The 23,532-nt window shown below is 67.5% G+C and carries 18 protein-coding genes and 1 pseudogene; 7 read left to right on the top strand and 12 right to left on the bottom strand.

From position 1 onward, the window contains the following. Positions 1-41 precede the first annotated feature (41 nt). Positions 42-923: pseudogene (locus K7957_RS15665) on the top strand (SDR family NAD(P)-dependent oxidoreductase); the annotation flags it as partial. A gap of 558 nt (positions 924-1,481) precedes the next feature. On the opposite strand, the gene K7957_RS15670 reads toward K7957_RS15665, so the two are convergent. Together K7957_RS15670 and K7957_RS15675 are read right to left on the bottom strand one after the other, a co-directional pair. Then, a complete protein-coding gene (locus K7957_RS15670; protein WP_223013069.1) occupies positions 1,482-1,919 on the bottom strand; it encodes a hypothetical protein in 438 nt (145 codons plus the stop codon). Between the two features lie 31 nt (positions 1,920-1,950). Continuing rightward, positions 1,951-2,304: a response regulator gene (locus K7957_RS15675; protein WP_223013071.1), complete on the bottom strand. Its 354-nt coding sequence runs from the start codon at positions 2,302-2,304 to the stop codon at positions 1,951-1,953. A 214-nt stretch (positions 2,305-2,518) separates the two neighbouring features. Between K7957_RS15675 and K7957_RS20810 the strand changes: the two genes are divergently transcribed. Then, on the top strand, positions 2,519-2,779 hold the full coding sequence (locus K7957_RS20810) for a DUF6894 family protein (RefSeq protein WP_425517211.1): 261 nt from the start codon (positions 2,519-2,521) through the stop codon (positions 2,777-2,779). A gap of 381 nt (positions 2,780-3,160) precedes the next feature. Here the strand turns inward: K7957_RS20810 and K7957_RS15680 are convergent, their stop codons facing one another. Next, positions 3,161-3,532: a hypothetical protein gene (locus K7957_RS15680; protein ID WP_223013073.1), complete on the bottom strand. Its 372-nt coding sequence runs from the start codon at positions 3,530-3,532 to the stop codon at positions 3,161-3,163. A gap of 94 nt (positions 3,533-3,626) precedes the next feature. Here K7957_RS15680 and K7957_RS15685 point away from each other — a divergent pair, with 94 nt between their 5' ends. The 4 genes from K7957_RS15685 to K7957_RS15700 all read left to right on the top strand — a co-directional run bounded on the left by K7957_RS15685 (position 3,627) and on the right by K7957_RS15700 (position 7,494). Beyond that, the gene (locus K7957_RS15685) at positions 3,627-4,343 is read left to right on the top strand and encodes a Crp/Fnr family transcriptional regulator (protein ID WP_246617170.1); all 717 of its coding nucleotides are present in this window, start codon (positions 3,627-3,629) and stop codon (positions 4,341-4,343) included. A 112-nt stretch (positions 4,344-4,455) separates the two neighbouring features. Beyond that, positions 4,456-4,596, top strand: coding sequence for a hypothetical protein (locus K7957_RS15690; RefSeq protein ID WP_223013075.1), 141 nt, complete (start codon positions 4,456-4,458; stop codon positions 4,594-4,596). An 864-nt stretch (positions 4,597-5,460) separates the two neighbouring features. Further along, positions 5,461-6,126: an IS6 family transposase gene (locus K7957_RS15695; protein WP_246617171.1), complete on the top strand. Its 666-nt coding sequence runs from the start codon at positions 5,461-5,463 to the stop codon at positions 6,124-6,126. Between the two features lie 306 nt (positions 6,127-6,432). Further along, the gene (locus K7957_RS15700; RefSeq protein WP_223013077.1) at positions 6,433-7,494 is read left to right on the top strand and encodes a S1/P1 nuclease; all 1,062 of its coding nucleotides are present in this window, start codon (positions 6,433-6,435) and stop codon (positions 7,492-7,494) included. 43 nt (positions 7,495-7,537) lie between these two features. Here the strand turns inward: K7957_RS15700 and K7957_RS15705 are convergent, their stop codons facing one another. The 9 genes from K7957_RS15705 to K7957_RS15745 all read right to left on the bottom strand — a co-directional run bounded on the left by K7957_RS15705 (position 7,538) and on the right by K7957_RS15745 (position 19,586). Continuing rightward, complete coding sequence (locus K7957_RS15705; protein ID WP_223013079.1) at positions 7,538-8,695, bottom strand: SGNH/GDSL hydrolase family protein; 1,158 nt, start codon at positions 8,693-8,695, stop codon at positions 7,538-7,540. Between the two features lie 11 nt (positions 8,696-8,706). Then, positions 8,707-11,670 (bottom strand): TonB-dependent receptor, encoded by a 2,964-nt coding sequence (locus tag K7957_RS15710; protein WP_223013081.1) that lies wholly within the window; start codon positions 11,668-11,670, stop codon positions 8,707-8,709. Between the two features lie 98 nt (positions 11,671-11,768). After that, the gene (locus K7957_RS15715; protein WP_223013083.1) at positions 11,769-12,722 is read right to left on the bottom strand and encodes a FecR family protein; all 954 of its coding nucleotides are present in this window, start codon (positions 12,720-12,722) and stop codon (positions 11,769-11,771) included. After that, positions 12,691-13,290 carry an RNA polymerase sigma factor gene (locus K7957_RS15720; RefSeq protein ID WP_223013085.1) on the bottom strand — a complete coding sequence of 200 codons (600 nt, stop codon included), beginning with the start codon at positions 13,288-13,290 and terminating at the stop codon, positions 12,691-12,693. The genes K7957_RS15715 and K7957_RS15720 overlap by 32 nt, the downstream gene beginning before the upstream one ends. A 166-nt stretch (positions 13,291-13,456) precedes the next feature. After that, a complete protein-coding gene (locus tag K7957_RS15725) occupies positions 13,457-14,029 on the bottom strand; it encodes a hypothetical protein (RefSeq protein WP_223013087.1) in 573 nt (190 codons plus the stop codon). A 67-nt stretch (positions 14,030-14,096) separates the two neighbouring features. Then, positions 14,097-14,930: an NPP1 family protein gene (locus tag K7957_RS15730; protein ID WP_223013089.1), complete on the bottom strand. Its 834-nt coding sequence runs from the start codon at positions 14,928-14,930 to the stop codon at positions 14,097-14,099. Positions 14,931-15,006: 76 nt separating this feature from the next. Beyond that, positions 15,007-17,985 (bottom strand): TonB-dependent receptor, encoded by a 2,979-nt coding sequence (locus K7957_RS15735; RefSeq protein ID WP_223013091.1) that lies wholly within the window; start codon positions 17,983-17,985, stop codon positions 15,007-15,009. A gap of 198 nt (positions 17,986-18,183) precedes the next feature. Then, the gene (locus K7957_RS15740) at positions 18,184-19,035 is read right to left on the bottom strand and encodes a FecR family protein (RefSeq protein ID WP_223013093.1); all 852 of its coding nucleotides are present in this window, start codon (positions 19,033-19,035) and stop codon (positions 18,184-18,186) included. After that, entirely contained in the window at positions 19,032-19,586 is a 555-nt protein-coding gene (locus tag K7957_RS15745) for an RNA polymerase sigma factor (protein ID WP_223013095.1), read from the bottom strand. Before K7957_RS15745 ends, K7957_RS15740 begins: the two co-directional genes overlap by 4 nt. Before the next feature lie 187 nt (positions 19,587-19,773). Here K7957_RS15745 and K7957_RS15750 point away from each other — a divergent pair, with 187 nt between their 5' ends. Beyond that, positions 19,774-23,496, top strand: coding sequence for an Ig-like domain-containing protein (locus K7957_RS15750; protein WP_223013097.1), 3,723 nt, complete (start codon positions 19,774-19,776; stop codon positions 23,494-23,496). The last annotated feature ends 36 nt before the right edge of the window (positions 23,497-23,532 follow it).

Consider the following 23,532-nt stretch of genomic DNA (forward strand, 5'->3'; position numbering starts at 1 on the left):
GTCACGTATATGCTGTTCCAGCCGCAAACGGCAACAACAGGATGACCAAGCCGACCATTCTCATCACCGGCGCCTCGACCGGGATCGGCGCCACCTATGCCGATCGTTTCGCCAAGCGCGGCCACGATCTCGTACTGGTGGCCCGCGACGAGGCGCGGCTGAACGCGCTGGCGACGAAGCTGTCGTCGGCGCATGGCGTCGCCGTTGACGTGCTGCCCGCCGACCTGACCGACGACGGGCAATTGGCAATTGTCGAGACGCGACTGCGTCTTGGCGCCGCGCTGACCCGGCTCGCCGCGGGCGATCTATCGCTGCGACTCGAGACCGAGTTCGCAAGCGAGTACGAGAGCCTGCGCCGCGACTTCAATGCCGCCATCGAGGCACTCGCGAGCACGCTGGCGACCGTCACGACTGTAGCGATTGGGATCAACAATGGCGCTGGCGATATCCGTCAGGCGTCCGATGACCTGTCACGCCGTACCGAGCAGCAGGCTGCCGCGCTCGAGGAGACGGCAGCGGCGATGGAGGAGATCACCTCCACCGTTCGTCAGACCGCCGACGGGGCAGCGCGCGCCAACACGCTGGTGTCACAGGCACGCGCGGGGGCGCAACAGTCCGATGAGGTGGTGCAGCGAGCCGTTGTAGCCATGGAGGGCATCGAGCGTACGTCGGGCGAGATCTCGGAGCTCATCAGCGTCATCGACGGCATCGCATTCCAGACCAACCTGCTCGCGCTGAACGCCGGCGTCGAGGCGGCCCGCGCGGGTGACGCCGGCAAGGGCTTCGCCGTCGTGGCCTCGGAGGTTCGTGCACTTGCGCAGCGCTCAGCCGACGCCGCCAAAGACGTAAAGGCGCGCATGACCGCGTCGGCCGAACAGGTGGAGGCTCGTGTGAGCCTGGTGAGCGCCACCGGTGCCGCGCTCCACGGAACATTCCAAGGGATCGCGATCGGCACGCTAGTGCTTCAGCTGTTTGCGCTCACGAGGTCGATCGCCTCGACGAAGCAAGGGTAAGTAGCAAGCTTCCGCCGGCGAGGTCGGTCGCCTTCTCTTAAAATTTCTACCAATGTTGCTGATCGAGGTGAAATCGAATTTCCCGGCGATTATCGACATTTGATCTTCCGAGCCGAGCTGGGATCGCGATACTCGCTCATCGCTGTTTACACCCGGGCTCCCGCGACTGCGAGACGGTAAGGTACTCCCGCTCGAAGGCGTTGAGGAATCCTGTGGCTGAGTATCGACTGTATCGCCTGCACAGCCTGAACAAGATCGTCGACGCATTGACATTCCACGGAGGCGATGACGAGCAGGCAATCGCAGAGGCGATACGTGTCGATCATGCGGAGCACATCCAGATCTGGAGTGGTGCTCGGATGGTTTGCCGGGTTGCACCGACGGCGGACGGACAGGCCGGGCCGACATAATATTCAAGCACGGCTCGCGACGATCCAGAGACGACCGGTTGCAAGGTGCTGCGATACTTCAGCTCATGCGCGTACGAGACACCTCCGCGAGCAGCAATGCGACGATCCGCCTCTCTTCCACCATCTGCTGCTGCAGGCCGGCCACTTGCTCTCGCAACGCATGTCGATAGCCGTCGACGTCGCGGGCCATGGCATCAGCCGGCCAGCGCGACGTATAGAGCTCGTACCGTTCCCCCGTCGCGATACATGAAGCCTTCAATGCTCGCGCCTGCTCTGCCCGGCCAGGGTGCGATGACCGAAGCATGGGATCGTAGACCTCGTTGTGCTTGAAAAGCTGGTACGCACGCAGCAGGCGGAACATTCGCCATCGCGACTGAGCGAGCGTGTCGTGCCAGCTTACCGGCTCGCGCTCGGCAACCTCGGTGGCCAGCGCGATCTCGGCGCGAATGAGGGATTGGTGTCGCTCGAGTTCAGCGAGCGCATCGGCGGACTTCATGCCCGCGTGACCCCAGCTTTCGTCGAGCCTTCTAAGCGCACGCAGGCGCGGCCCGCTTGAAAGAAGCGAGTAGACTGGCCGCGCTGATCGGCTTGACCAGGATGTCAGCGTAGCCGCGGCAATGGCTGCATGCGTCAGGCCATGCTGTTATAAAAGTGACCGGAACGGGGTACATTCGGCGGATCACTTCCACGGCAGCCGGACCGCTGCCCTCGAGCAGCCGTACGTCCGAGGCGACGAAATCCGGGCGGTGGGTGACGGCCGATGTGATCGCATCCTGCTCGGTAGCGACGATGTCGACCGTGTCGGCGCCCCCTTCCCGCAGTATGCTCTCGATCTGCATGGCGATGAACGGCTCGTCTTCGATCACAAGAACGTGGCACATGCCTTCATCCTCCTCGTCAAGGAGATCAAGAGCCCACTAAAACGCTCTTGTATATAGTACAAAGTTATCAATTTAGATCAACCTTGCGCGGGACCATGGCAACCGCTCTGTCAAGGAGGAGGCACAAGGTGGCCTTTTGGTTCAGAGAAACTGGGCTTAATACTTGATCTATGTTTTCGTCACGCACGCGCCACTCCCCCAACCGGTTGTTTGAATGACCCGATTTTTCTTCCAGTTCGCCGGGCGGCCCCGAGATACCGTGGGCATCACATGCACCGACTTGGCGGAGGCACGGACGAGAGCCGTCCAGCTCCTCGCCGAGCGACTTGCACATCGACCTACCTACGCGGAGGAAGGGCACTGGCGCGTCACCGTAGAAGATGACTGCCGCCGCCCGTTGTTGAGCGTCACCGTCGCGACGGTTGCCGCACGCGGCGCACCACGCGAGCCCAGCTTAGAAGCAGCTGGAGAATAGCATATACTCGTGCGGCACCTGCGAGATGGTACGAGCCAGCCTTCGTACAGGTGGATCTCGCCTGACGCGACATGTGCTCGGATCAAGCGGGACTAAGCTGCTAGCGTGCGATCGACGGCCTGGCCTACCTCATCACAGCGCTTTGCCAGCGCCAGGTCATGTGCCCGGATCGCGACGATCATCTGATCCACGATGGGCTGGCGCACGCGCTCGCCGTGCCGCTTGATCAAAGCCGCTGCCGTTCGATCGGTGTCATTGTCAGTCGAGTGCTCACGCCACTTAGATGATCGCTCGCGAGCGTATGCGCCATCGCGCGATATTCTATCGCCCTTATGACGGGTCTACTAGGAATATAGAAACTTGCTCTATCAGTATGCGCACTTAGATTGCCTTGGCCGGATATGTAAGCAAGCTCTGATAGATGGACATCAATAGTGAGACAGACTGTTCGGTTGTCTGCCGGCTCTCACCACGATCATCCGCTAGCTCAAGCCGGATCTCGGCCGCAGCGTTGACCGTCTTGACGGCGTCATCGACCGACAGGACAGACCGGTCGATCAGCTCATGAATAAGGCTCTCGACCAGTAACAAGGCGGCCTCTCCCGCCGCGTCATATCGAGTCTTATCCTCCGCCTGGGCGATCGGGCTCAAATTGTCCGGCATGGTGATCATCGCTTTCGATTGCGCCAGGCGAGAGGCAGTGTCCTCCCAGCCGTCGGCGCCTGCGCTACGTGTCGACGATGGATTGATCATAGGAGCGCCGGTGCGAGACCGCCAGAGCGATCTTGATCGCGTATAACAAAGGTGCGCTATATCTATTGTCGGATGCGGCCGTAGGCTCGCGCGCATGCAGAACCGCTTCATCGACAAGCTCAGCCACTACGTCGATCTCTCAGTCGATGAGGTCGCCGCGCTCACGCGGGCGACGGCGGCAGGGCGCAAAGTTGCAGCGAAAACGGACCTGATTCGCGAAGGCGATCGGCCCGGTCCGGTCTTCGTCATGCTCGATGGCTGGGCGATGCGCTACAAGATCCTGCCGAACGGATCGCGCCAGATCATGGCCTTCCTCATGCCGGGTGACGCCTGCGACCTCCACATCGGCCTGCTCGCCGAGATGGACCACAGTATCCAGACGATCACCGCTGCGCGCGTCGCCACCATCTCGCGCTCCGAGATGGACGAGATGCTCGACCAGCACCGCGGCATCGCCCGCGCCATGTATGTCGCGCAACTGGCCGACGAGGGAACGCTGCGGGCATGGATCGTCAGCATGGGCAGGCGTTCCAGCCTGGAGCGCGTCGCGCACCTCATCTGCGAGCTGTTCGTCCGTGCGCGCTGGAGCGACGTCACCGAGTCGGCGTTCGAGGTGCCGTTCTCTCAGATCATCCTGGCCGACGCACTCGGCATGACACCGGTTCACATCAACCGCATGCTGAGAGACCTGCGAACGCGCGACATCATCAGCATGCGGCGCGGCTCGATCTCGATCCTGAACCCGTCAGCCTTGGCTTCCGTGGCGGGGTTCGATGAGAACTACCTTCATCGGCGCGCCCGTTTGCCTTAACTATCCAGATTTAGCCCCCGTCATTGTCCTTGACTGCGTCTTCCAACGCGCTCGCCACCGATCCGGCTCGCGGTTCAGCCCTGCGGCATGATGTCGGTGCGGCTTCACGCGCATGATCGACCTGTTCGCCTCCGCCGATGCCCTTCACGTCCGCTGCCGCAACAGCGCGCGCGAAGCCGGCATGGCTCAGCGATCGTTGATCTCGTCCGTACCGGCGCTGTCCGCCTGCTGCTTCCTCCCGATCTCTCTCTGAGTCTCGCCATCCCTTCGCACCGAGTGGTGGCCCGCCCGCGACTTCATCGTTCCGATCGCCTCGTTCAGACGGCCGACCAACCTCATGAAGGCGCTGCTCATAACGATCCCTCAGTGTCAGGTGACGATGGATCGATCTTCTGATCCTTCGTGCTGCCGTAATTCTCGTTGCCGCTGGTGCTGTCCGCACGTTTGGCGGGTCGATCGGTCCTCGCCCGCTTGTCTTCGCTACGATGATCGTCCGTCATAAGGTCGGGCTCCTCCAAAAAGGTAAGCAGAAGCCGGGACGCGCCCTCATCATTGCGGCGAGCCGAGCTCGATCCTGCGCGCGAGCTCCTTGAACAAGACAGCTCCTTCGCGGATCGCTCATACACATTAAAACGAGTGTGCAGCTCGGTATTTAGCGCAAACTCTCGTTCTACAAACTCCTCGTCGCTGCCGTGCTATCTGGTGTCGGCGACAGCGCATCTGGATCAAGGGCGCTGCAGCGTTCGCGAAGCGGTCTCGTCGCCGAGGGTCACGATCGCGGCGTATCTCTGTGCCATCTCGAGATGTATCGCCCGTATGGCCGGATCGAGCGCTTGATCAGCGAGACGCCGGGATGACGCTTCCCTCACGCGATAGTAATCGGGATTATTCGCATCGGTCATAGCAGCTTTGCCCCACTCGCCTGAACGAAACGCATCACCTCACCCGAACCTACTCGCTCTGCCATATCTTTGATTCAAATGTGTCAAGATCCGGTCGGTTAGACGGACGCGGACGACACACCATCTACTCGCCGGACGAGCGAGATACGCTTTGGACGCAGGCGGCTCTGTCAAAGCTGATGCACCTGCGGCCCTCGCCGGGGTAGGGGAGGCGCATGCCCCTTCCGCGCAAGCCAACCAGTCCGTTCCGCTACTTCAACTCGTCGCCCGAGGTGATCCGGCTGGTGGTGCTGATGTACGTGCGCTTCCCTCCGTCGCTGCGGAACGTGGAGGACCTGCTGTTCGAGCGCGGGATCGACATCTGCCACGATGCGGTGAGGCTGTGGTGGAACAGGTTGGGTCCGCTGTTCGCGGGCGAGGTGCGGCGCCAGCGGGTGAGCCGGATGCGGGGCTTTCGCCACTGGCGCTGGCACCTCGACGAGATGTACGTGAAGCTGAACGGCGAGATGGTCTACCTGTGGCGCGCCGTCGATCACGAGGGTGAGGTGCTCGAGAGCTACGTCACCAAGGCCCGCGACAAGAAGGCTGCGCTCGCCTTCATGAAGAGAGCGCTCAAGCGCCACGGCTCGCCTGAGGCGATCACCACCGACGGTCTGCGCTCCTACGGTGCTGCACTGACGGAGCTAGGCAGCCGCGAGAAGCAGGAGGTGGGACGCTGGGCCAACAACCGGGTGGAGAACTCGCACCTGCCGTTCAGGCGACGAGAGCGGGCGATGCCGCGATTTCGGCAGATGCGCACGCTTTCATACGTCTACTTGCCGGCACAGCGGCACATGGCGCCCAAGCTGCGCGCCTTCGTGGATTACGTCCGCGAGACATAGCCGCCGCGTTTTCGTCCTGATCAGATCATAAAGACCCTTTACTTCTCGGAGGCCCTCCTTGCGGTATTAGCCGGTGGTATATTTGGGCGGGATCACCGCCTTGCAGGTCGACATGAATGGATGGCCGAAGTCGGGAAGCCAGCATTACTCTGTGGATGTCGCTTTCTGGGTCCACCGCCGCGTACGTACAGCCTCAGGCTGAGGCGACCCACACGGGCGAGCCCTGCTCATTGTGATGGCGGGTCGGCGCTCGCCGGAACTCTACCATCCGGCGGATCAAGCGTCCGTCGGCTGAGGAGAACGACGTTGAGCTGGACCCGATCGATCCGCATGGCGCTGGCTGCGCTACCGCTGATAGGCGCACTCGCGCCTCAACCCGCATTCGCATGGAATGCCTACGGCCATGAGGTGATCGCCTGGATCGCCGAGAAGGACCTGCGCGCCCGTCTGATCGCCGATTATGGCCCCACGCTCGGCGTGAAATACTGGCTCGTGCTGCAGGATCTGATCAGCAGCGACCCGTGGGTCACGCAGTATCAGACGCAGGTGCAGCCGGGCAAATGGCACCTCGCTGACGTCGCCACCTGGGCGGACTGGCTACGCGGCGACAATGACGCGGATGGGATCGCCGACACAGACGACAATGTCGATCACTCGGTGCGGCTCCCGCTGACGTCAGCGACGGTCCCTGCGCACCCTTGTACGGATCCTTCGACGAAGCGCTGCGCTGACGATGCGGTCACCTTCTACGCCGCGAAGATCGCGCGACTGAACAGCCTTTCGGCTGACGAGCGGCGTGCGGCGCTCAAATATGTGGTCCATCTCGTCGGCGACCTGCACCAGCCGCTGCACGGTTCTGATCCGATCGGCTACAACTACGTGTATCTCCCAAACCAGCCTGGGGATTTTACCATCCCGGACGCGTGGATTTTGAACCCAGCAGAATACGACAAGGTCAATCCGCACCATTATTGGCAGATCCATTCGGTCTGGGACCGGAACATCATCAATGACCGCGCGATCGCGAAAGGTTGGGTGCATAATTTCGCGCTGTTCGCCGACGATGTCAGTGCGCAGATCGGCACGGGGGTGAGGGTCGACGGCGCCCCACGCGACTGGGCGGTGGAGAGCCGCGAGTGGGCGCGCGTCTCGATCTACCAGGATCAGGGCTACGTCACCCTGCCGATCTGTGGAGGCCAGGGTAATCCGTCGTGCGACATCGAGCATCGTACCACGCTCGATTATGACTATACGACACGCAAATACCCGATCGTCGCGACGCGACTTCAACAGGCTGGTCTGCGGCTCTCGTGTGTCCTGTACAAGGCGCTGACCACGAAGGACCCCTGCAACGTCCCGACAGGGTGAGGCGAGGGGGCCGCCGCCCGGTTGTGACCGGGCGGCGGTCGCGTCAGTCGAACAATCCAAGGGGTATCGCCGCCGCCATCGCGGCATAGCCGTCGTCACCGGGGTGGAGCTTGTCGCCGGAGTCGGCGTCGCTGCGCAGGACGGGTACGGCCTCGCCTGTCGAGATCGCCGCCTCGAAGTCGATCACCGCGTCGAAGGCGCCGCTGGCGCGGATCCACCGATTGGTGTCTACGCGTACGCTTTCCAGCGCTGGAGTCATCAGGCGATAGCCCCAGGCCGGTGTCAGCGTACCGCCGATCACCTTGATCCCGCGCGCGTGCGCCGCGGCGATGATCCTTCGGTACCCGCCGATCAGGTCAGCGGACGTCACCGGCGTCTCGCCCGGCTGGCCACCGCGCACGATGTCGTTGATGCCTTCGAGCACGATCAGATGCGTCACGCCGGGCACGGCGGCGACGTCGCGCTCGAAGCGGTCGACCGCCGCCATCCCGCGGCCCTCGCGCAACAACCGGTTGCCGCTGATCCCCGCGTTGACCACACCGCAGCTGTGACGCCGCGCGTGAGCCAGTCGCTCGGCCAGGCGGTCGGGCCAGCCGCGCCGGACCGTGTCCTGGTTCCGCGCGCCCTCTGTGATCGAGTCGCCCAGCGCAACGATCGTGCATCGCGCCGTGGCGCGCACCGACGCGAGCGTGACGAAGGGGCGATCGCGCGACTCGCTTTCGACGCCGTCCGCGCCGGCGAAGCTGCCGACGAAGCCGGCGTTGCCGCTCACCTGCGTGCTCGGCGCATCGGTGCTGAGCGTCACCAACACGGTGTCGCCCGCGCGCACTGCTAGCGGAACCTGGTCGCTGTCGCGCGCGGTGCCGGCGCCCAGCCGAACCGCGGGGCTGCCGCCAAAGCGTAGTCGCGTCGGTGCGGCGGCGCGGCCTTCGACGGCGACGGTCATCGCGATGACGCTCAGCGGCAGCGAGCGCTCCGGGTTGCCGAGCCGCAGCGAGAGCGCGCTGCCGCCGCGCGTGAGCCGCAGCTTATAGCGAAAGCGCCCGGCAGGACGCGTCGGCGGCGTCGCCGCGGTCGCCGGCGAGGGGGCATAGCCCCATGCGCCGGCCCAGCGGGCTCGCGACGGGCTCGGCGCTCCCCGGGCGTCGGCGCACAACAGGATGAGCGCCATGGCGAGCGCGACATGTCGACGGTAGATCATCGCTCTCCCTCTCATGAGAACCGGAAGCGCGCCGCGAGCGAGTAAACCCGCCCCTCGTAATAGACGCGGTCGGTATAGCCGGTGAACGCGAGCGAGCCGGGCCCCCAGAAGGCGCGCTGCGGTCGACCGAGCAGGTTCTGTGCGTCGAGCGTCAGTGTGATCGCGTCGGTGAGCTTGTACGCCGTGGAGGCGTCGAGCCGGCTGATCGGGAACCAGTTGAGGTTGGCGGTCGGGTCGGCGAGCACGTAGGAGAGGATGAAGCGGCTGCGCACGCTATACGCCACGCGCGCACGGAAGCGGCCGTCGTCGTAGAACAGTGACGAGTTGAAGCTGCGCTTCGAGATGCCGGGAATGAGCCCCTTGCTCGCGACATTCGCGCCGGTCTGCGGCAGCACCTGCTCGGTGTCGATGTACGTGAAGTTCGCCGAGGCGCCGAAGTTGCGGAGCAGACCGGGCGCGATGTCGAGGAACGAGCTGACCGAGAGCTCGAAGCCTTTGATGGTGCCCGCGCCGCCGTTGAACGGCCGAGTGACATTGGTCGGTGTCGTGCTGCCGGGCAGCGTCACGCGGTCAATGGTGTTGATGATGAAGCCGTCGACATCGCGGTGGAACAGCGCCACGCTGGCCGCGCCGGCGCGCCCGAAATAACCCTCGAGCGAGACGTCGAGGTTCTCGGAGCGGATCGGTCGCAGCGCCGGGTTGCCGCTGGCGACTGCGGTCGCGCTGGCGCCGCCGGCACTCTCCACCACCGAGACGCTCGGGTTCAGCTGGGTGAAATCCGGACGGCTGAAGGTCTTCGTCCAGGCGCCGCGGAGCTGGATGGCGGGGGAGAAGTGCGCCACGAGGCTGACGCTCGGGTCGACATCGAGGTAGTTCTGGCGCTGGTCGAACGGGACCGCGGTGGTCACCCGACCGGCTCCGGTGCCGGTGGTGCGCAGCTGTGTGCCGCGGATCGACAGCACGGTGTTGACCGCGCGCGCGCCCGCCACGCCGTCGAAGGCGATCCCCGCCAGCGTGAAACCGTACTGCGCCTGACCATAGACCGCGTAGGTGCGCTCGCTGCCGGCGAAGGAGGCGGTGGGGCTGAACGCCGGACGCTCGGTGGCAAAGGCGGTGGCCTGGCCCGGCAGGGTCGCGACGTAGGCGTTGAGCGCGGCATAGCCCGCGTCTGTGCCGAGCAGTGCCGCCGGATATTGGACCCAGCGCGAGGGAACGGTCACGTCGTCGCCGCGGAAGCCGCGGTCAATCGTCTCGGCCGACGCCCCGCCCGGCAGAGCGGAGAGCGGCAGGTTCAGCGCGGAAAGGCTGACCGAGCGCGAGCCCGACTGATAGTCGGTGGTGCGGTCGGTGTAGCGGAACCCGCTCTTCAACGCGCTGACCAGGCCGCCGTCGGTGTCGAGCACGAGGTCGCCGCGCCACTGCAGTCCGCGGCTTTTCTGCCGAACCAGCGCGTCGCTGTAGAGGTTGGCCTTGAAGGTGGCAGGGTCCTCCAGATCGGTCGCGCCATCCAGCTGGTAGGAGAGGCTACCCCAGCGCGAGTCACCGTGGAACACGGCGTCGATCGTCTGCGGCGAGCGGAAGGCGAGCTGGACCGCCCGAACGATCTGCTCCTGGTCGGAGCGCGTGTAGGTCAGATTGGTCGACAGCGTCGCACGTCCGGCGTCGTAGCGGACGCCGAACTCCCCCTGTATCGTGCGAATGTCGTTGAGGTTGTAGGAGGAACGTGGCCCGGTCGGGGTCGCCAGCGTATAACGCGCGCTCTTGACGATATCGGTGCCCGGCACGAGCGTCACGTCGCGCAGCGCCGTTCCCGCAGGGATGACCAGCTCGAGGTCATTGTCGAAGTAGGTGTTCTTGTCATGGATGTGAGTCACGCGCAGATCGAGCCGTAGGTCATCGATCGGCTTCCACTGCAGCTCGCCGGTGAGCACCGGGCGCTTGAAGTTGCCGTTGGGGTGCTTGATCAGACTGCGCGTCGGGTAGCGCACCGCGCCGAGGCCCGCGGGAGTGATCGACTGGGTCGCGGTGCTGGTCTGCGGGCCGAAGTTCTCACGATACGACTCGAGATAGTCGCGGCGGACGTACGAGGCGTTGAGCAGGACACCGACTTCGCCGATGCCGGTCTGCCAGCGATTGCTGACCAGCAGGTCGCCGTTGTAGAAGAAGCGTTGGGCCTGATCGTCGTAGCTGCCGCGCGCGGTGCCGGCGACCGTCCAGCCCGGTTTGAAGTCGAAGGGTTGGCGCAATTGGATGTCGATCGCGCCGCCGATGCCGCCCTCGATCAGGTCAGGCGTTAGCGCCTTGTAGACGGTGACCGCGCGCAGCAGGTCTGCCGGATAGGTGTTGAGCAGACTGCGACGCGACGCGCCGACATACGACTCCTGGCCGTTCAAGGTGGTGAGAACCTGGCTGAGGCCGCGCACGGTGATCGCCTGGCCCTCGCCGCGATTGCGGAACACCTGCACGCCGGGCAGGCGCGCCAGCGCCTCGGTAGCGCTGTTGTCGGGGAGCTGGCCGATATCCTCCGCGACGACCGTGTCGAGGATCGCGGAGGACTGGCGTTTGGTCTCGCGCGCCGTCTGCAGGCTGGCGCGATAACCGGTGACGACGATGTCCGCGTCGGCGGGATCACCGGTGTCCGCGAGCATGGCCGGATCGTTTCCCGCGTCGGCTCCGAGCCGGCGCAGCACGATGCGAGAACCTTCGTCAGAGGCGATCTCGAGTCCGCTGCCGGTGATCAGACGGCGCAACGCGGCGCGCGCGTCCATCGTGCCGGCGAGCGGCACACTACGCCGCTGATCCAGGCCTTCTCCGGGCGCGACGATCTGAACGCCTGCCTGCCGGCTCAACGCCGCGATCGCGGCGTGGAGCGGCTGCGCAGGGATGTCGAAGGCACGTTGCTGCGCCGTCGCGGGTGACGCGCTCGCGAGAGCGACGGCCGCGATGCTGCAGCCGAGCAGGTAGGAAGGTCGCATTCTTCTCTGTTCCCCCGAACGGCCGCAGTCATGGCAGCCTCGAGAGGGTAGAGCGTGGAGGTCGTTGCCTCCGCCATGCCGGCGGCGAAAAAATGCGATCAGCGTGCCAGCCGGATGCCCCCGGGCACGTCGCTCGCGCTCAGCCCCTGCGCGAGCGCGGCGGCATGGGCGAAGCCCATCGGGTCACTCGTTGCGTAGACGCCGGCGACCTTCAAGCGGCCGACCGCGGGATCAGCGATGAGGATATGGCGGTCGGAGTAGCGCGCGTATTCTCGCGCGGCATCGTCCAGCGTCATGCCGGTGAGGTCGATCTCGCCGCGCTGCCACAGGCCCGCGCGCTCGACGTCTGCGCTCGACAGCTTAGCGAGCCGATCGGCGCCATCGCTGCTGATCAGCCGATCGCCCGCTAGAAGCCGGTGTCGCCGGGCGGCACATCGAACCTCGACGATGCCCTCGCGGACGGTCACCGCGACCGTCTCTTGCTCCCGCCGCACGATGAAGCTCGTGCCGATTACGCGCACGATTGTCGCGCCGGCGTCAATGATGAAAGGGCGCGAACGATCCTTCGCCACGTCGAAGTTCACCTCACCGGCGAGAAGCCGCACGCGGCGCTCGACCGGTGCGAAGGCGAGCGCGATCTCAGCGCCTGTGTTCAGCGTCACGGCCGATCCGTCCTCGAGCGCGGTGCGGCGCTGACTGCCGATCGGTGCGTCGATGCGCGCCTCCGGATGGCGGCGCGAGAGCGCGACCGTGCCGATCAGCGCCGCTGCGAGGGCGCCCCCGGCTCCGCCGATCCAGGCACGGCGAGACACCACGGGCGGGGCGGTCGGCTCCCCCACCACATCGGCGTCGAGCGCGCCGAGTGCGGCGGCGCGGTCGAGGTAGGCATTTGCCGCCATGGCTCGGGCGAAGGCGCCCGCATGTCGCACGTCGGCGCTCGTCCAAGCGTTCAGCTCGGCTTCCTCAGAGGCGGACAGCGCGCCCGCGTCGACGCGAAGCGCCCAGCGCGCCGCCGCCTCGTCAAGCAAGCTCGGCGTCGCGGTCTTGGTCATCGGATTGGGCGGCACTTGGGTCACGCGGACTAGATGACCGAAGCTGCCCACTTCCGCCACGCCCAATCGCATCCGTCAGGCGCGCCAATGCCTTGACCATATGCTTCTCGACAGTGCTCTCAGCGATTCCTAATCGCTCGGCGGTCGCTCGCTGTGAAAGGCCGTGGAACTTGCGCAGCGTGAAGACCTCGCGACAGCGTGGCGGCAGCGCGGCGATCAGCTTCGCGACCTGAGCGAGTTCCTGACGATCCGCCGCGACGCGCTCGGGCGAGGGAAGATCGGCCGGCAACTCCAGCAGCTCGACACTGATCTGTGCGTCGATCGCGACGATCCGCGCCCGACGCAGCGTGCGCAGTACGACCGACTTGGCGACTTGGAAGAGGTAGGTTCGCGGATCCACGATATGGTCCACGCGATCTAGTGCTGCGAGGATGGCGTAGCTCTCCTGGACGACATCTTCGACGTCCATGCCGATGGCGGGTCGACGCGCGAGCCAGAGCCGCAGCGCTGCCTCGTTCGGAAAGATATGGCGTCCTAGCCACGCCGCCCGGTCGCGCGAGATCGTCATGGAAGGCCCGCTACTGCGCACATGTGACAGTATGGCGAAGATCGAGGCCTGCAAGGCCGCCTTAACAGACGTCCGCTTCAGGGAGCCACCATCGAGACGGTGAATGACCGGAACTGGGTCCGCTTGCCGCCATTGAGCGCTGGTGAGCGAGCTAGAAAACGGCCGATCACGCGCCTTTTGCCATCGAGGCTGGGGTAAGCGCAGCGCGTAGGTGGAAGACGTTGTCGTCAGTCTCATCGAAGGTGAACGGGACCGCCATGCGATAGCCCGAGTCCGCGAGCGTCGCCGCAAGTCCGCCGAGCAGCATCGCCTGGCGCTGGTCCAGCGCTGCCTGCCCTTGCGCCGGACGCACCGTCGCGTCGAGCGTGCAGGTGTCCGCCGAACACGCGATGGCGACGTCGGTGAGCAGGGGATGCGCGCGCGTGACGCGCGCCGCGACCACCGCGGGCGGCACCGTGACCATGGCGACGCGCGGTGCTGGCGCCGGCCGCTCGCGCAACGGAGCCGGGATGCGGCGCCCGGGGGCCAGTGCCGGCGGTGCGAGGGTCGCGGGCGCGACGACGGTGACTGTATCGTTCCGCGAGCTCCTTCGCTGCACCGGCGCGATCGCCCATATGGCGAGCCCGGCCGACGCGAGCACGAGCAGTGCCACGCCGAGGCGGCGCGGACGTGATGGACGAGTCAGGTGGCCGATGGTCATCACCCGCTTCTCCGTCGGTGGGGAGGTCACGGCCGTCATCCCGCCGGTCGGGCGGGACGACGACACATAGCGCGATCAATCGGGGAGGCGACGCCTGCCCGACGGCTCAGCAGATCGTCGCGCCGCTCGGGCAACCGGGCGAGTCGCTGCCCGCGTCGAGGTTGGGGTCGAAGCCCGGGGCGATGTTGCTCTTGTTGGCATTGGCCAAGGTCGTGGCGAAGCGCGCGTCCTTGATCTCGAAATTGCCGCTGCCGAAGTCGTAGCCTACTACGCGGTCGCGCACGCTGCGCGAGGGATAGCCGTTCCAGCTCACCAGTGGCTGGATCACCCACTGGCCGGTGCCATTCTCGGGCGGCTCGTCCCCGCCGTCGGTCTTGCTGAAGCGGAACAGGTGCGAGAACCCCCACGTCTCGTAGTGGAACACCAGTTTCGCGTGTTCGCCGGTGGAGTCGCTGACGAAGCGCAGCTGGCCGCCGCTCACCGCGCGCGTGTCCCAGTCGCCGTGGTCGCCGCGGGAGACGCCGACGACGCGGCTGCCGCTGCCGGCGTCGGTGGTCCAGACGATGATCGTTTCCCAATCATAGGCATGGCTGAAGTCCGACTGCCAGAAGTAGGCGTAGACCCGACCGCAATAGCCGTTGTTGCAGCGGCTGCGTGAGTAGACGTTGCTGCTGCGCAGGTAGCTGGCGCTGCGGCACGAGGCCGGCGGGCGGGTGGCGTAGGTCGAGGCGGCCGCGCTGACATTGCCGTTCGAGTCGACCGCGGCGACGTTGAAACAGACGTCGGTGTCGAAATCGATCGCGGGCTGGAATCGCTTGTCGAGCGCGGTGGCGCGCTCGGGCAGCGGGCTGACCGGGGCGGGCCAGCCCTGCGCGGACGCGACGGCCGGCGCGAGCAGCGCCGTCGCACTCAGCACGGCGAGGAAGGATCGTGTCGTCATCTTGGTCTCCCGGTGTCGTTGGTGACAGGCTACGCACACGCACTCTCGCCCGCGGCCAATGCCGCGGGCGTCGAGATCAGAAGGTGGTGGTGACGCCGAGCGTGAAGATCCGCCCGCTGGTGGTGTACACCAGGGTACGGTCGGCGGTGCGATCGGTGAACTGCTCGATGGCCTGGTTGGTGACGTTGATGCCCTCGGCGACGAAGCGCAGGCTGGGCGTCGGGCTGTAGCGGATCTGGAAGTCGATGTTGTTGGTCGGGCGGATGCCCTCGCCGACGTTGGCATTGCCGCCCGCACCCGTGAGATAGCGGCTGCGATAGGCGGTGGAAACGCGCGCGCCGAAGCGCTCGGTCTCAAAGTAGAGCGTCGCATTGGCCGCCCAGCGCGACAGGTTGTAGAGCGGGATGCGCTCGCTCACGCCGTTGTACACCGCATTCTGGTCGCCGCTGATCCAGGTGCCGTTCGCGACCGCGCCGAGCCGGTCGAACGGGGCGGGCAGGAAGGTGAAGTCGTGCTGGAACGCCACCTCCACGCCGCGGATGCTGGCACCTTCGCCGTTGATCGGGCGCGTGTAATTGTACGGCGTGGTGCCGTCCTGGCCGGGTAGCAGCAGCGACACGGGGAAGCCGGTGGCGCTGTAGGGGACCTGCGACGTCTCCGAGGTGATGAAGCTGTCGAGGTCCTTCCAGAAGAAGCCGACCGAGGCGAAGCCGTTGCGATCCATGTAATATTCCAGCCCGCCCTCGGCCGAGGTCGAGCGGAACGGCGCGAGATAGGGGTTGCCGACCGAGACGGTGCCGCCGAACGGCGCCACCGTCAGCGTGCCGGCCGCGGCGAGCTGCGCCAGCCCGGGCCGGTTGACGTTGCGCGCCACCGAGCCGCGCGCGACCAGCCGCTGGGTGAGGTCAAGCGCGACGTTGAGCGCGGGGAGCCAGTCCTCGCTGCTGGTGCGCGCGGTCACCGGCTCCAAGGTGGTGACGCCGTTGGTGGCGGTGGCGAGCGACCCGCGCGAGGTCAGGTCGGTGTGGTAATAGCGAACGCCCGCGTTGCCGCGCAGCCGCATCGCGCCGAGATACGTGTCGAGGTCGAGCTGCGCGAACCCCGCCCAGGTCTTCTCGACGATGCCGAAGTCGCTGCCCGCGGTGAGATTGGCGCGCGTGAGATCTCGGTTATTGCCGAGCAGCGCGTAGATGCCGTCGACGTCGCCACCGACGTAGGGCAGCAGGCTGTCGCGGTTGATCTCATATTTGAGCGAGTCGGGCACGGCGCGATCGGCGGTCGCTTGCGTGCCGTAGAAGATGTTGGTGAGATACTGATAGCCGCCGTTGGTGAAGCGCTTGTACTCGCCGCCGAGCTCCAGCTTGAGGATGTCGCTGACATCGTAGACCGCCTGGATCTGCGCGTTGGTATAGTCGCTGCGGATCGTGTTCTCCTGCGTCACCAGCCGCTGCACGTTCCACAGCGACGGGTCGGTCAGGTCGAAGCCGTAGCTGTTCCGCGGGATCGTCGGGCGCATGTCGAAGCCGAAGGCGGTGTTGCGCGCCTGCAGGAACACCTTGTCGAATACCGGCTGCGCGAAGTCGGACTTCTGGTAGCCCGCCAGCGCGGTCAGCTTCAGCCGGTCGCTCGCCTGCCAGCCGAGATTGACCACCGCCTGGTAGAAGTCGGTTGAGTTGACGACGCGGTGGTGCTCGGTGCGCTGGTCGATCCCGGTGTAGCTCGCCGCCACCAGCGAGTTGCCCTCGATCGTCGCCGAGCGGATGACCTGGGTACCGCTGACGTTGCCGGTCAGCGCGTTATAGCCGCCGGCCGCGATCGCCCAGTCGTCGCGGTCGTCTGACAGCCGGCCGTAGAGCAGGTCGACGTCGAGCGTGAACCGCTCGCCCGGGTGGTATTGTAGCGCCGTGGTGACGCCGATCCGCTCGCGCTCCGTATACCAGGTCGACGGCGACTGCGCCTGGGGGGCGAAGATCGTGCCGCCGCGCAGCAGCGCGCGCGTCGCCTCGTCGATCTCGGGACCGATGTTGCGCGCGCCGTAGGTGACCTTGCCCCAGTTCCAGTTGCGATAGCCATATTCGTTATTGCGGATCTTGGAGTAGGCGACCGAGACCAGCGCGCCGACATCGCCCTGTCGCTGTGACAAGAGCACGACCAGCCGCGGCGTCACGCCGTCCGTGTTGGTGTTGGTCTGGCCCTTGGCGGAGAGCACGACGCGCGGGCCGTCATAGTCGAAAGGTCGCGCGGTATAGAGCTGCACCGTGCCCGCGATGCCGCCCTCGTCCTGGTTCGCGGCATAGCTCTTCTGCACGCTGACACGATTGAACAGTTCGGACGCGAACAGGCTGAAGTCGAAGCCGCGCGTGCGGCTGACGTTGCCGCGATTGTCCATGCCCGAGGCGGTGTTGCCGAGCACCTCCATGCCGTTGAGCTGGGTGCGCGTGAAATCGGGGCCGAGCCCGCGCAGGGTGATCTGGCGGCCCTCGCCGGTGTCGCGGTTGATCGCCACGCCGGGGACGCGCTGCAGCGCCTCGGCGAGGTTGAGATCGGGGAAGGCGGCGATATCGGAGGCGAGGATATTGTCCTCGGTGCCGACCGCGCGGCGCTTGAGCTGCTGCGCCGCCAGCAGGCTGCCGCGGAAGCCCGTGACGACGATATCGTCGGGCGCGGCGTCGGCGATCGTGTCCGGTGCGCCGTCGCTGACCGGTGCGGGCTCGGCGGAGACCGCCGCGGTGGCGCGCGCGGGGCGAGTCCGCGCGGGCTCCTCGCGCAGCAGCAGCACGCCGTCGCGCGCCATCGGGCGCAGGCCCGAGCCGCGCAGCAGCAGCGCGAGCGCGTCGCGCGGCGTATAGGTGCCGCTCACTCCCATGGTGCGCCGGCCGGCCACCAGCGCGGGCGCGGCGATCACCTGCATGCCGGTGACGTTCGAGTAGCGCGACAGCGCCGCGCCGAGGTCGCCCGCCGGGATCGCGAAGGCGACTACCGGTGCGGGCGCCTGTCCCTGCGCGGGCGCGGCGAGCGCGACGGTGAGAGCCGAGGTACCAACCAGAAGCTTCATATTATCCCCCACGTACGACGCGTCGTCGCGCCGCCCGGGAGGAAGACGTCGGCAGTGCCGCGATCCGGACAAATTAATCGGGGGCCTGCGGCTCCGCCCGGCGTGTGAGGGTTCGCCGCGGTCGCCGGCGCGGGCGGGTGAGTCCCCGACGAGCTCAGGTGATACGCCTTCACGCGTCGACGCTGGACGGGCACCGCCTCAGTGTTGCTCCAGGACCAGCTCGCCGTCGCGCTCCACCACCGCGAAGCCGAACCCAGCGCCGATCGCGCAGAGCAGCGCGCGCGGCCGATCGGTGCGGAAGCGACCGAACACGCGGGTCGAGGCGAGCGGCTCGCGCGGTGCAGCGACATTCGCGCCGGCGCGGTCGAGCACCTCGACCAGATCGTCCAGCCGCATGCCGTCGGTGTCGACCCAGCCCGCGCGCCAGTCGGGCAGGTTGGCGTTGAAGCGCGCCGGCGCGCTCGCCGCCCCCGCGGCGATGCTGCTGCGGTAGCCCGCTCGCACCACCACGCCGCGCGCGCCCGCCGGGTCGAAGCCGACGGCCCCGTGGTAGACCGACAGCGCCACGTGGCGCCGAGTCAGGTCGAGATCGAACGCGGTGCCGAGCACGCGCGCACTGGTCCGCCCCGCCACGACGGTGAAGGGGCGCGCCGAGTCGTGGCGCACGTCGAAGAAGGCCTGGCCGCCGAGTAGCTCGGCGCGACGTTCGCCGGCGCGATACGTCACGCGTACCCGCGTTGCACCGTTGAGCCGCACCGTCGACCCGTCCGTGAGCGTCAGCGTGCCGCGCTCGCCCGCACGGGTCGCGAGCGTGCGTGACCAGACCGCCGGGGTGGGCGCTCCTGCGCCCCGCCACGCCGGGGCGGCAAGCCACAGCGTGCCGGCCGCCGCCAAAACCCCGCCCGCCGCACGCACGACGGTGCGGCGACGCCGGCGCAGTGCGCGCAGCTGCTCGTCCGAAAGTCGCCCGCAGCGCGCCGCGGCCTCGCGCAGCGCGTCGGCGAGCAGCTGCTCGTCGAGGGCGAGCGCGTCGTGGGGCGAGGTGCTCACGCGCCGTCCGCCAGCGTGACGCCGCGCCGGGCGAGCGCCGCGCGCAGGTCGGCGAAGGCACGGACGACGTGCTTCTCGACCGCGGCGAGGCTCATCTCCAGCGCGCCAGCGATCTCGGCCGTGGTGAGGCCGTCGACGCGCTTGCGCAGGAAGATCTCGCGTCGCAGCGGCGGCATGCGCTCGAGCGCGCCGGCGAGCACCGCGACCGCGCGGCGGAACGCGACGATCCGCTCGGCGCTGGGCAGCGGGCAGACCAGCGCCTCGTTCAGTTCGACCGTCTCGCCGCGCCGCGCTGCGCGATGGTGATCGAGCAGCAGGTTGCGCGCGATCGCGAAGCACAGCGCCTTGAGGTCGCCGACCTTCCGCATCGTTTGATAGCCGAACAGCCGCGCATAGGTCTCCTGCACGACGTCGTCGCGATCGGCCGGCTGACGCACGCGCCCTGCCACGAACGCGCGCAGCGCGCGTTCCAGCGCCGCGTCGGGCAGCTCCAGCCCGATCGGCGACTCGATCGGTGGGAGAGTAGCGGCACTGTCGCGCCATCCTGCCATTGCTGCACACCGCGCGTTGTCGGGGACGATGGGGCGTGGCCTATGCCGTGTTCGTGAAGCCACCGTGACAGTCGCACGACGGTAGCCACGGCACCCGCGAGTGCCGGCGCCGACGCCATATGTCTGTCATACTGACCTTCTACGTCGCTCTTTACCTTGCAGAACCTCTCCAGCGCGAGTGCCGGCAATGCCCGATGTCTTCATCAACGAGATCCACTATGACAATGTCGGCACCGACGCCGGCGAGGCGATCGAGGTCGCGGGCGCCGCGGGCACCGATCTCGGCGGCTACCGCCTGGTCTTCTACAACGGCTCGAACACGCCCGCCGCGGCACCGGTGTACGACACGCTGGCGCTGACCGGCACGATCGACGACGAGGGCGCCGGCTATGGCGCGCTGTCGTTCGCGCGCGCGGGCATCCAGAACGGCGGGGCCGACGGCGTCGCGCTGATCGCGCCCGACGGGAGCGTCGTCCAGCTGCTCTCCTACGAGGGGACCTTCACCGCCGCCGCGGGCACGCCGGCGGCGGGCGTCACCAGCACCGACATCGGCGTGTCCGAGGACCCCGCCCCCGCGACCGACCTCTCGCTCCAGCTCACCGGCGCGGGGGCGATCGCGGCCGACTTCACCTGGGCGGCGGGGCAGGCGAGCAGCTTCGGCAGCGTCAACGCCGGGCAGAGCTTCCTCTCCGCCACCGGTACCGGGCGGATCAGCGTCGCCGACGCGCAGGTGGCCGAGGGGGACGACGGCGTCACCCAGCTGGTCTTCACCGTGCGCCGCGCCGGCGGCACCGCGCTGGCCGCGAGCGTCGACTATGCCATCCACCTCGACGGCACCGCCGGCGCCGACGATCTGGCCCCCGGCGCGGTGCTCGGCGGGACGGTCCGCTTCGCCGCGGGCGAGGCGAGCAGGACGATCGTCGTGCCGGTGCACGGCGATACCGTCGGCGAGCCCAACGAGACGCTGTCGCTGACGCTCGGGGCGACCACCGGCGACGTGGTGGTCGACGTCGCGCATGCCACCGGCACGATCGTCAACGACGACCCGATCGCGCTCAGCATCGGCGCGATCCAGGGCGAGGCGCACCGCTCCGCCTATGTCGGCCAGAGCGTCACCACCACCGGCATCGTCACCGCGGTGGATACCAACGGCTTCTATCTCCAGTCGGCGCACGGCGACGGCGATGACGCCACGTCGGACGGCATCTTCGTCTTCACCAGCACCGCCCCCAAGGTCACGGTGGGGGACGGCGTGTCGGTCGCGGCGACGGTGACCGAATATGCCGGCGACGCGCAGGGACTGACGCTGACCGAGCTGACCCGCCCGACCGTGACGGTGGAGAGCAGCGGCAACGCGCTGCCCGCCGCGGTGGTGATCGGTCAAGGCGGCGTGCTGCCGCCGAGCGAGGTGCTCGACGACGACAGGCTCAGCCAGTTCGATCCGCGGCACGACGGGCTCGACTTCTGGGAGTCGCTCGAGGGCATGCGCGTGACGATCGACGCGCCCCAGGCGGTGTCGAACACCAATGAGTTCGGCGAGACCGACGTGGTCGCCTCGCACGGCCGGGGCGCGACCGGCGTCAACGACCGCGGCGGCATCACCATCGCGCCCGGCGACTATAACCCCGAGAAGATCCAGATCGACGACGACAGCGGCGTCTTCCCCGGCTTCCACCCGGGCTACACGATCGGCGACCAGCTCAGCAGCGTCACCGGCGTGGTCAATTACTCGTTCGACCAATATGAGGTGATCGCCACCGAGGCGGTGAGCGTCACCCGGGACGTCACGCTGGCGCGCGAGGTCACGTCGCTGGCGGGCGACAGCAACCACCTCTCGATCGCCACCTACAATCTCGAGAATCTCGACACGTCGGACCAGAAGTTCGACGTGCTGGCGGGCGACATCGTCTACAATCTCAAGGCGCCCGACGTGATCGCGGTGCAGGAGATCCAGGACGCCGACGGCGCGGGCAGCGGCGCCGACCTGTCCGGCACCGTCACCGCGCAGGGGCTGATCGACGCGATCTACGCGCAGTCCGGGCTGCACTATGCCTATGTCGAAGTCGCGCCCACCGTCGCCGGCTCGACCGGGGGTGAGCCCGGCGGCAACATCCGCAACGGCTATTTCTACAACACCGACCGCGTCGGCTACGTCGACGGCAGCGCCGAGCTGATCACCGGCGCGGCCTATCAGGGCACGCGCAACCCGCTGGTGGCGCAGTTCACCTTCGCCGGCGAGACGGTGACCGCGATCAACGTCCATCTCACCTCGCGGCTCGGCAGCGAGCCGCTGCAGGGCGCCGACCAGCCAGCGGTCAACGCCGGCGATGCCGCGCGCACCGCCCAGGCGGCCGGGGTGAAGGCGTACATCACCGAGCATCTCGCCGACGACCCGGCGATGAACATGGCGGTGCTGGGCGACTGGAACGGCTTCTACTTCGAGGACGCGCAGACCCAGCTGACCGATCCGGCCAAGGGCGGCGTGCTGACCAACCTCAACACGCTGCTGCCCAGCGAGGAGCGCTATTCCTATCTGTTCGAGGGCAACGCGCAGCAGATCGACAACGTGCTCGTCACCCAGGGGCTGGTCGGCGGCGCGGGCTACGATTCGGTCCACCTGAACTCGCAGGCGGCGGGCGCGCGCCCGACCGACCACGACCCGCAGGTGGCGCTGCTGTTCGTCGGCGCCGCGCCGAGCGACCTGACGCTCAGTCACGCCAGCGTCGACGAGAACCTGCCCGCGGGCACGGTGGTCGGCACGCTGTCGGCGACCGACACGCCCAACGACACGCTGCACTACGCGCTGGTCGACGACGCCGGCGGCCTTTTCGCGGTCGACGCGTGGACCGGCGTGATCACCACCACGGCGGCGCTCGACCACGAGGCGGCGGCGAGCCACGCGATCGTCGCGCGCGCCACCGACAGCGCGGGAGCGATCACCGAGCACGGCTTCGCCATCGTGGTGAGCGACGTCAACGAGGCGCCCGTCGCCGCAGCGGACGCGGTGCGGGTCGACGAGGATGCCACCAGCGCCAACCTGTGGGCGACGCTGCTCGGCAACGACCGCGACCCCGACGCGGGCGACACGCTGACGATCGCGGCGGTCGACACCGCCGGCACGCTCGGCCATGTCGCGTTCGACGCGGCGAGCCAGATGCTGCGCTACGTCGCCGACGACGACTCGTTCGACGCGCTCGCGGCCGGCGCGACCGCGACCGACCGCTTCAGCTACACCGTCATCGACGCCGCGGGGCAGACCAGCAGCGCGACGGTGGCGGTGACCGTCACCGGCATTGCCGACGGAGTCACCCGCACCGGCACGATCTTCGCCGACCGGCTCACCGGTACCGCGGGCGAGGACCGGCTGTCGGGCGGGCTCGGTAGTGACACGCTCTCGGGCCTGGGCGGGCACGACTGGCTGAGCGGCGGGCTGGGCAACGACACGCTCGACGGCGGCGACGGCAACGACCTGCTGTCCGGCGGCCTCGGCAACGACGTCCTGCGTGGCGGGGCGGGGCGTGACGCGCTGTTCGGCGGGCTCGGCAACGATCAGCTGTGGGGCGGGGCGGGCGCCGACCGCTTCCATCTCGGGCGCGCCGAGGGCAGCGACACGATCGGGGACTTCGACGTGGCCGAGGACCGCATCGTGCTCGACGACGGTCTGCGCGTGCTGCGGACCCAGGTGAGCGACGTCGACCGCGACGGCGTGAAGGACCTCGGCGTGACGTTCAGCGGCGGGACCTCGGTGACGCTGCTGGGGGTGAGCGATGCGTCCAAGCTGGTCTACACCGGCCCCGACGCGGACTCGGACCATCTGCCCGGGCTCGACGGTCTGCTCGACGAGGTGGGGGACTTCCTGGTCGGCCTCGCCGGACCGGCGCGTACGGAGATCCTGCACCCCTGGTTCTGACCTCGGATCGGGCGTGGCATCCCGGTCGCGCCCGAA

It is taken from the genome of Sphingomonas yunnanensis, assembly GCF_019898765.1.
Classification (GTDB): Bacteria; Pseudomonadota; Alphaproteobacteria; order Sphingomonadales; family Sphingomonadaceae; genus Sphingomonas; species Sphingomonas yunnanensis.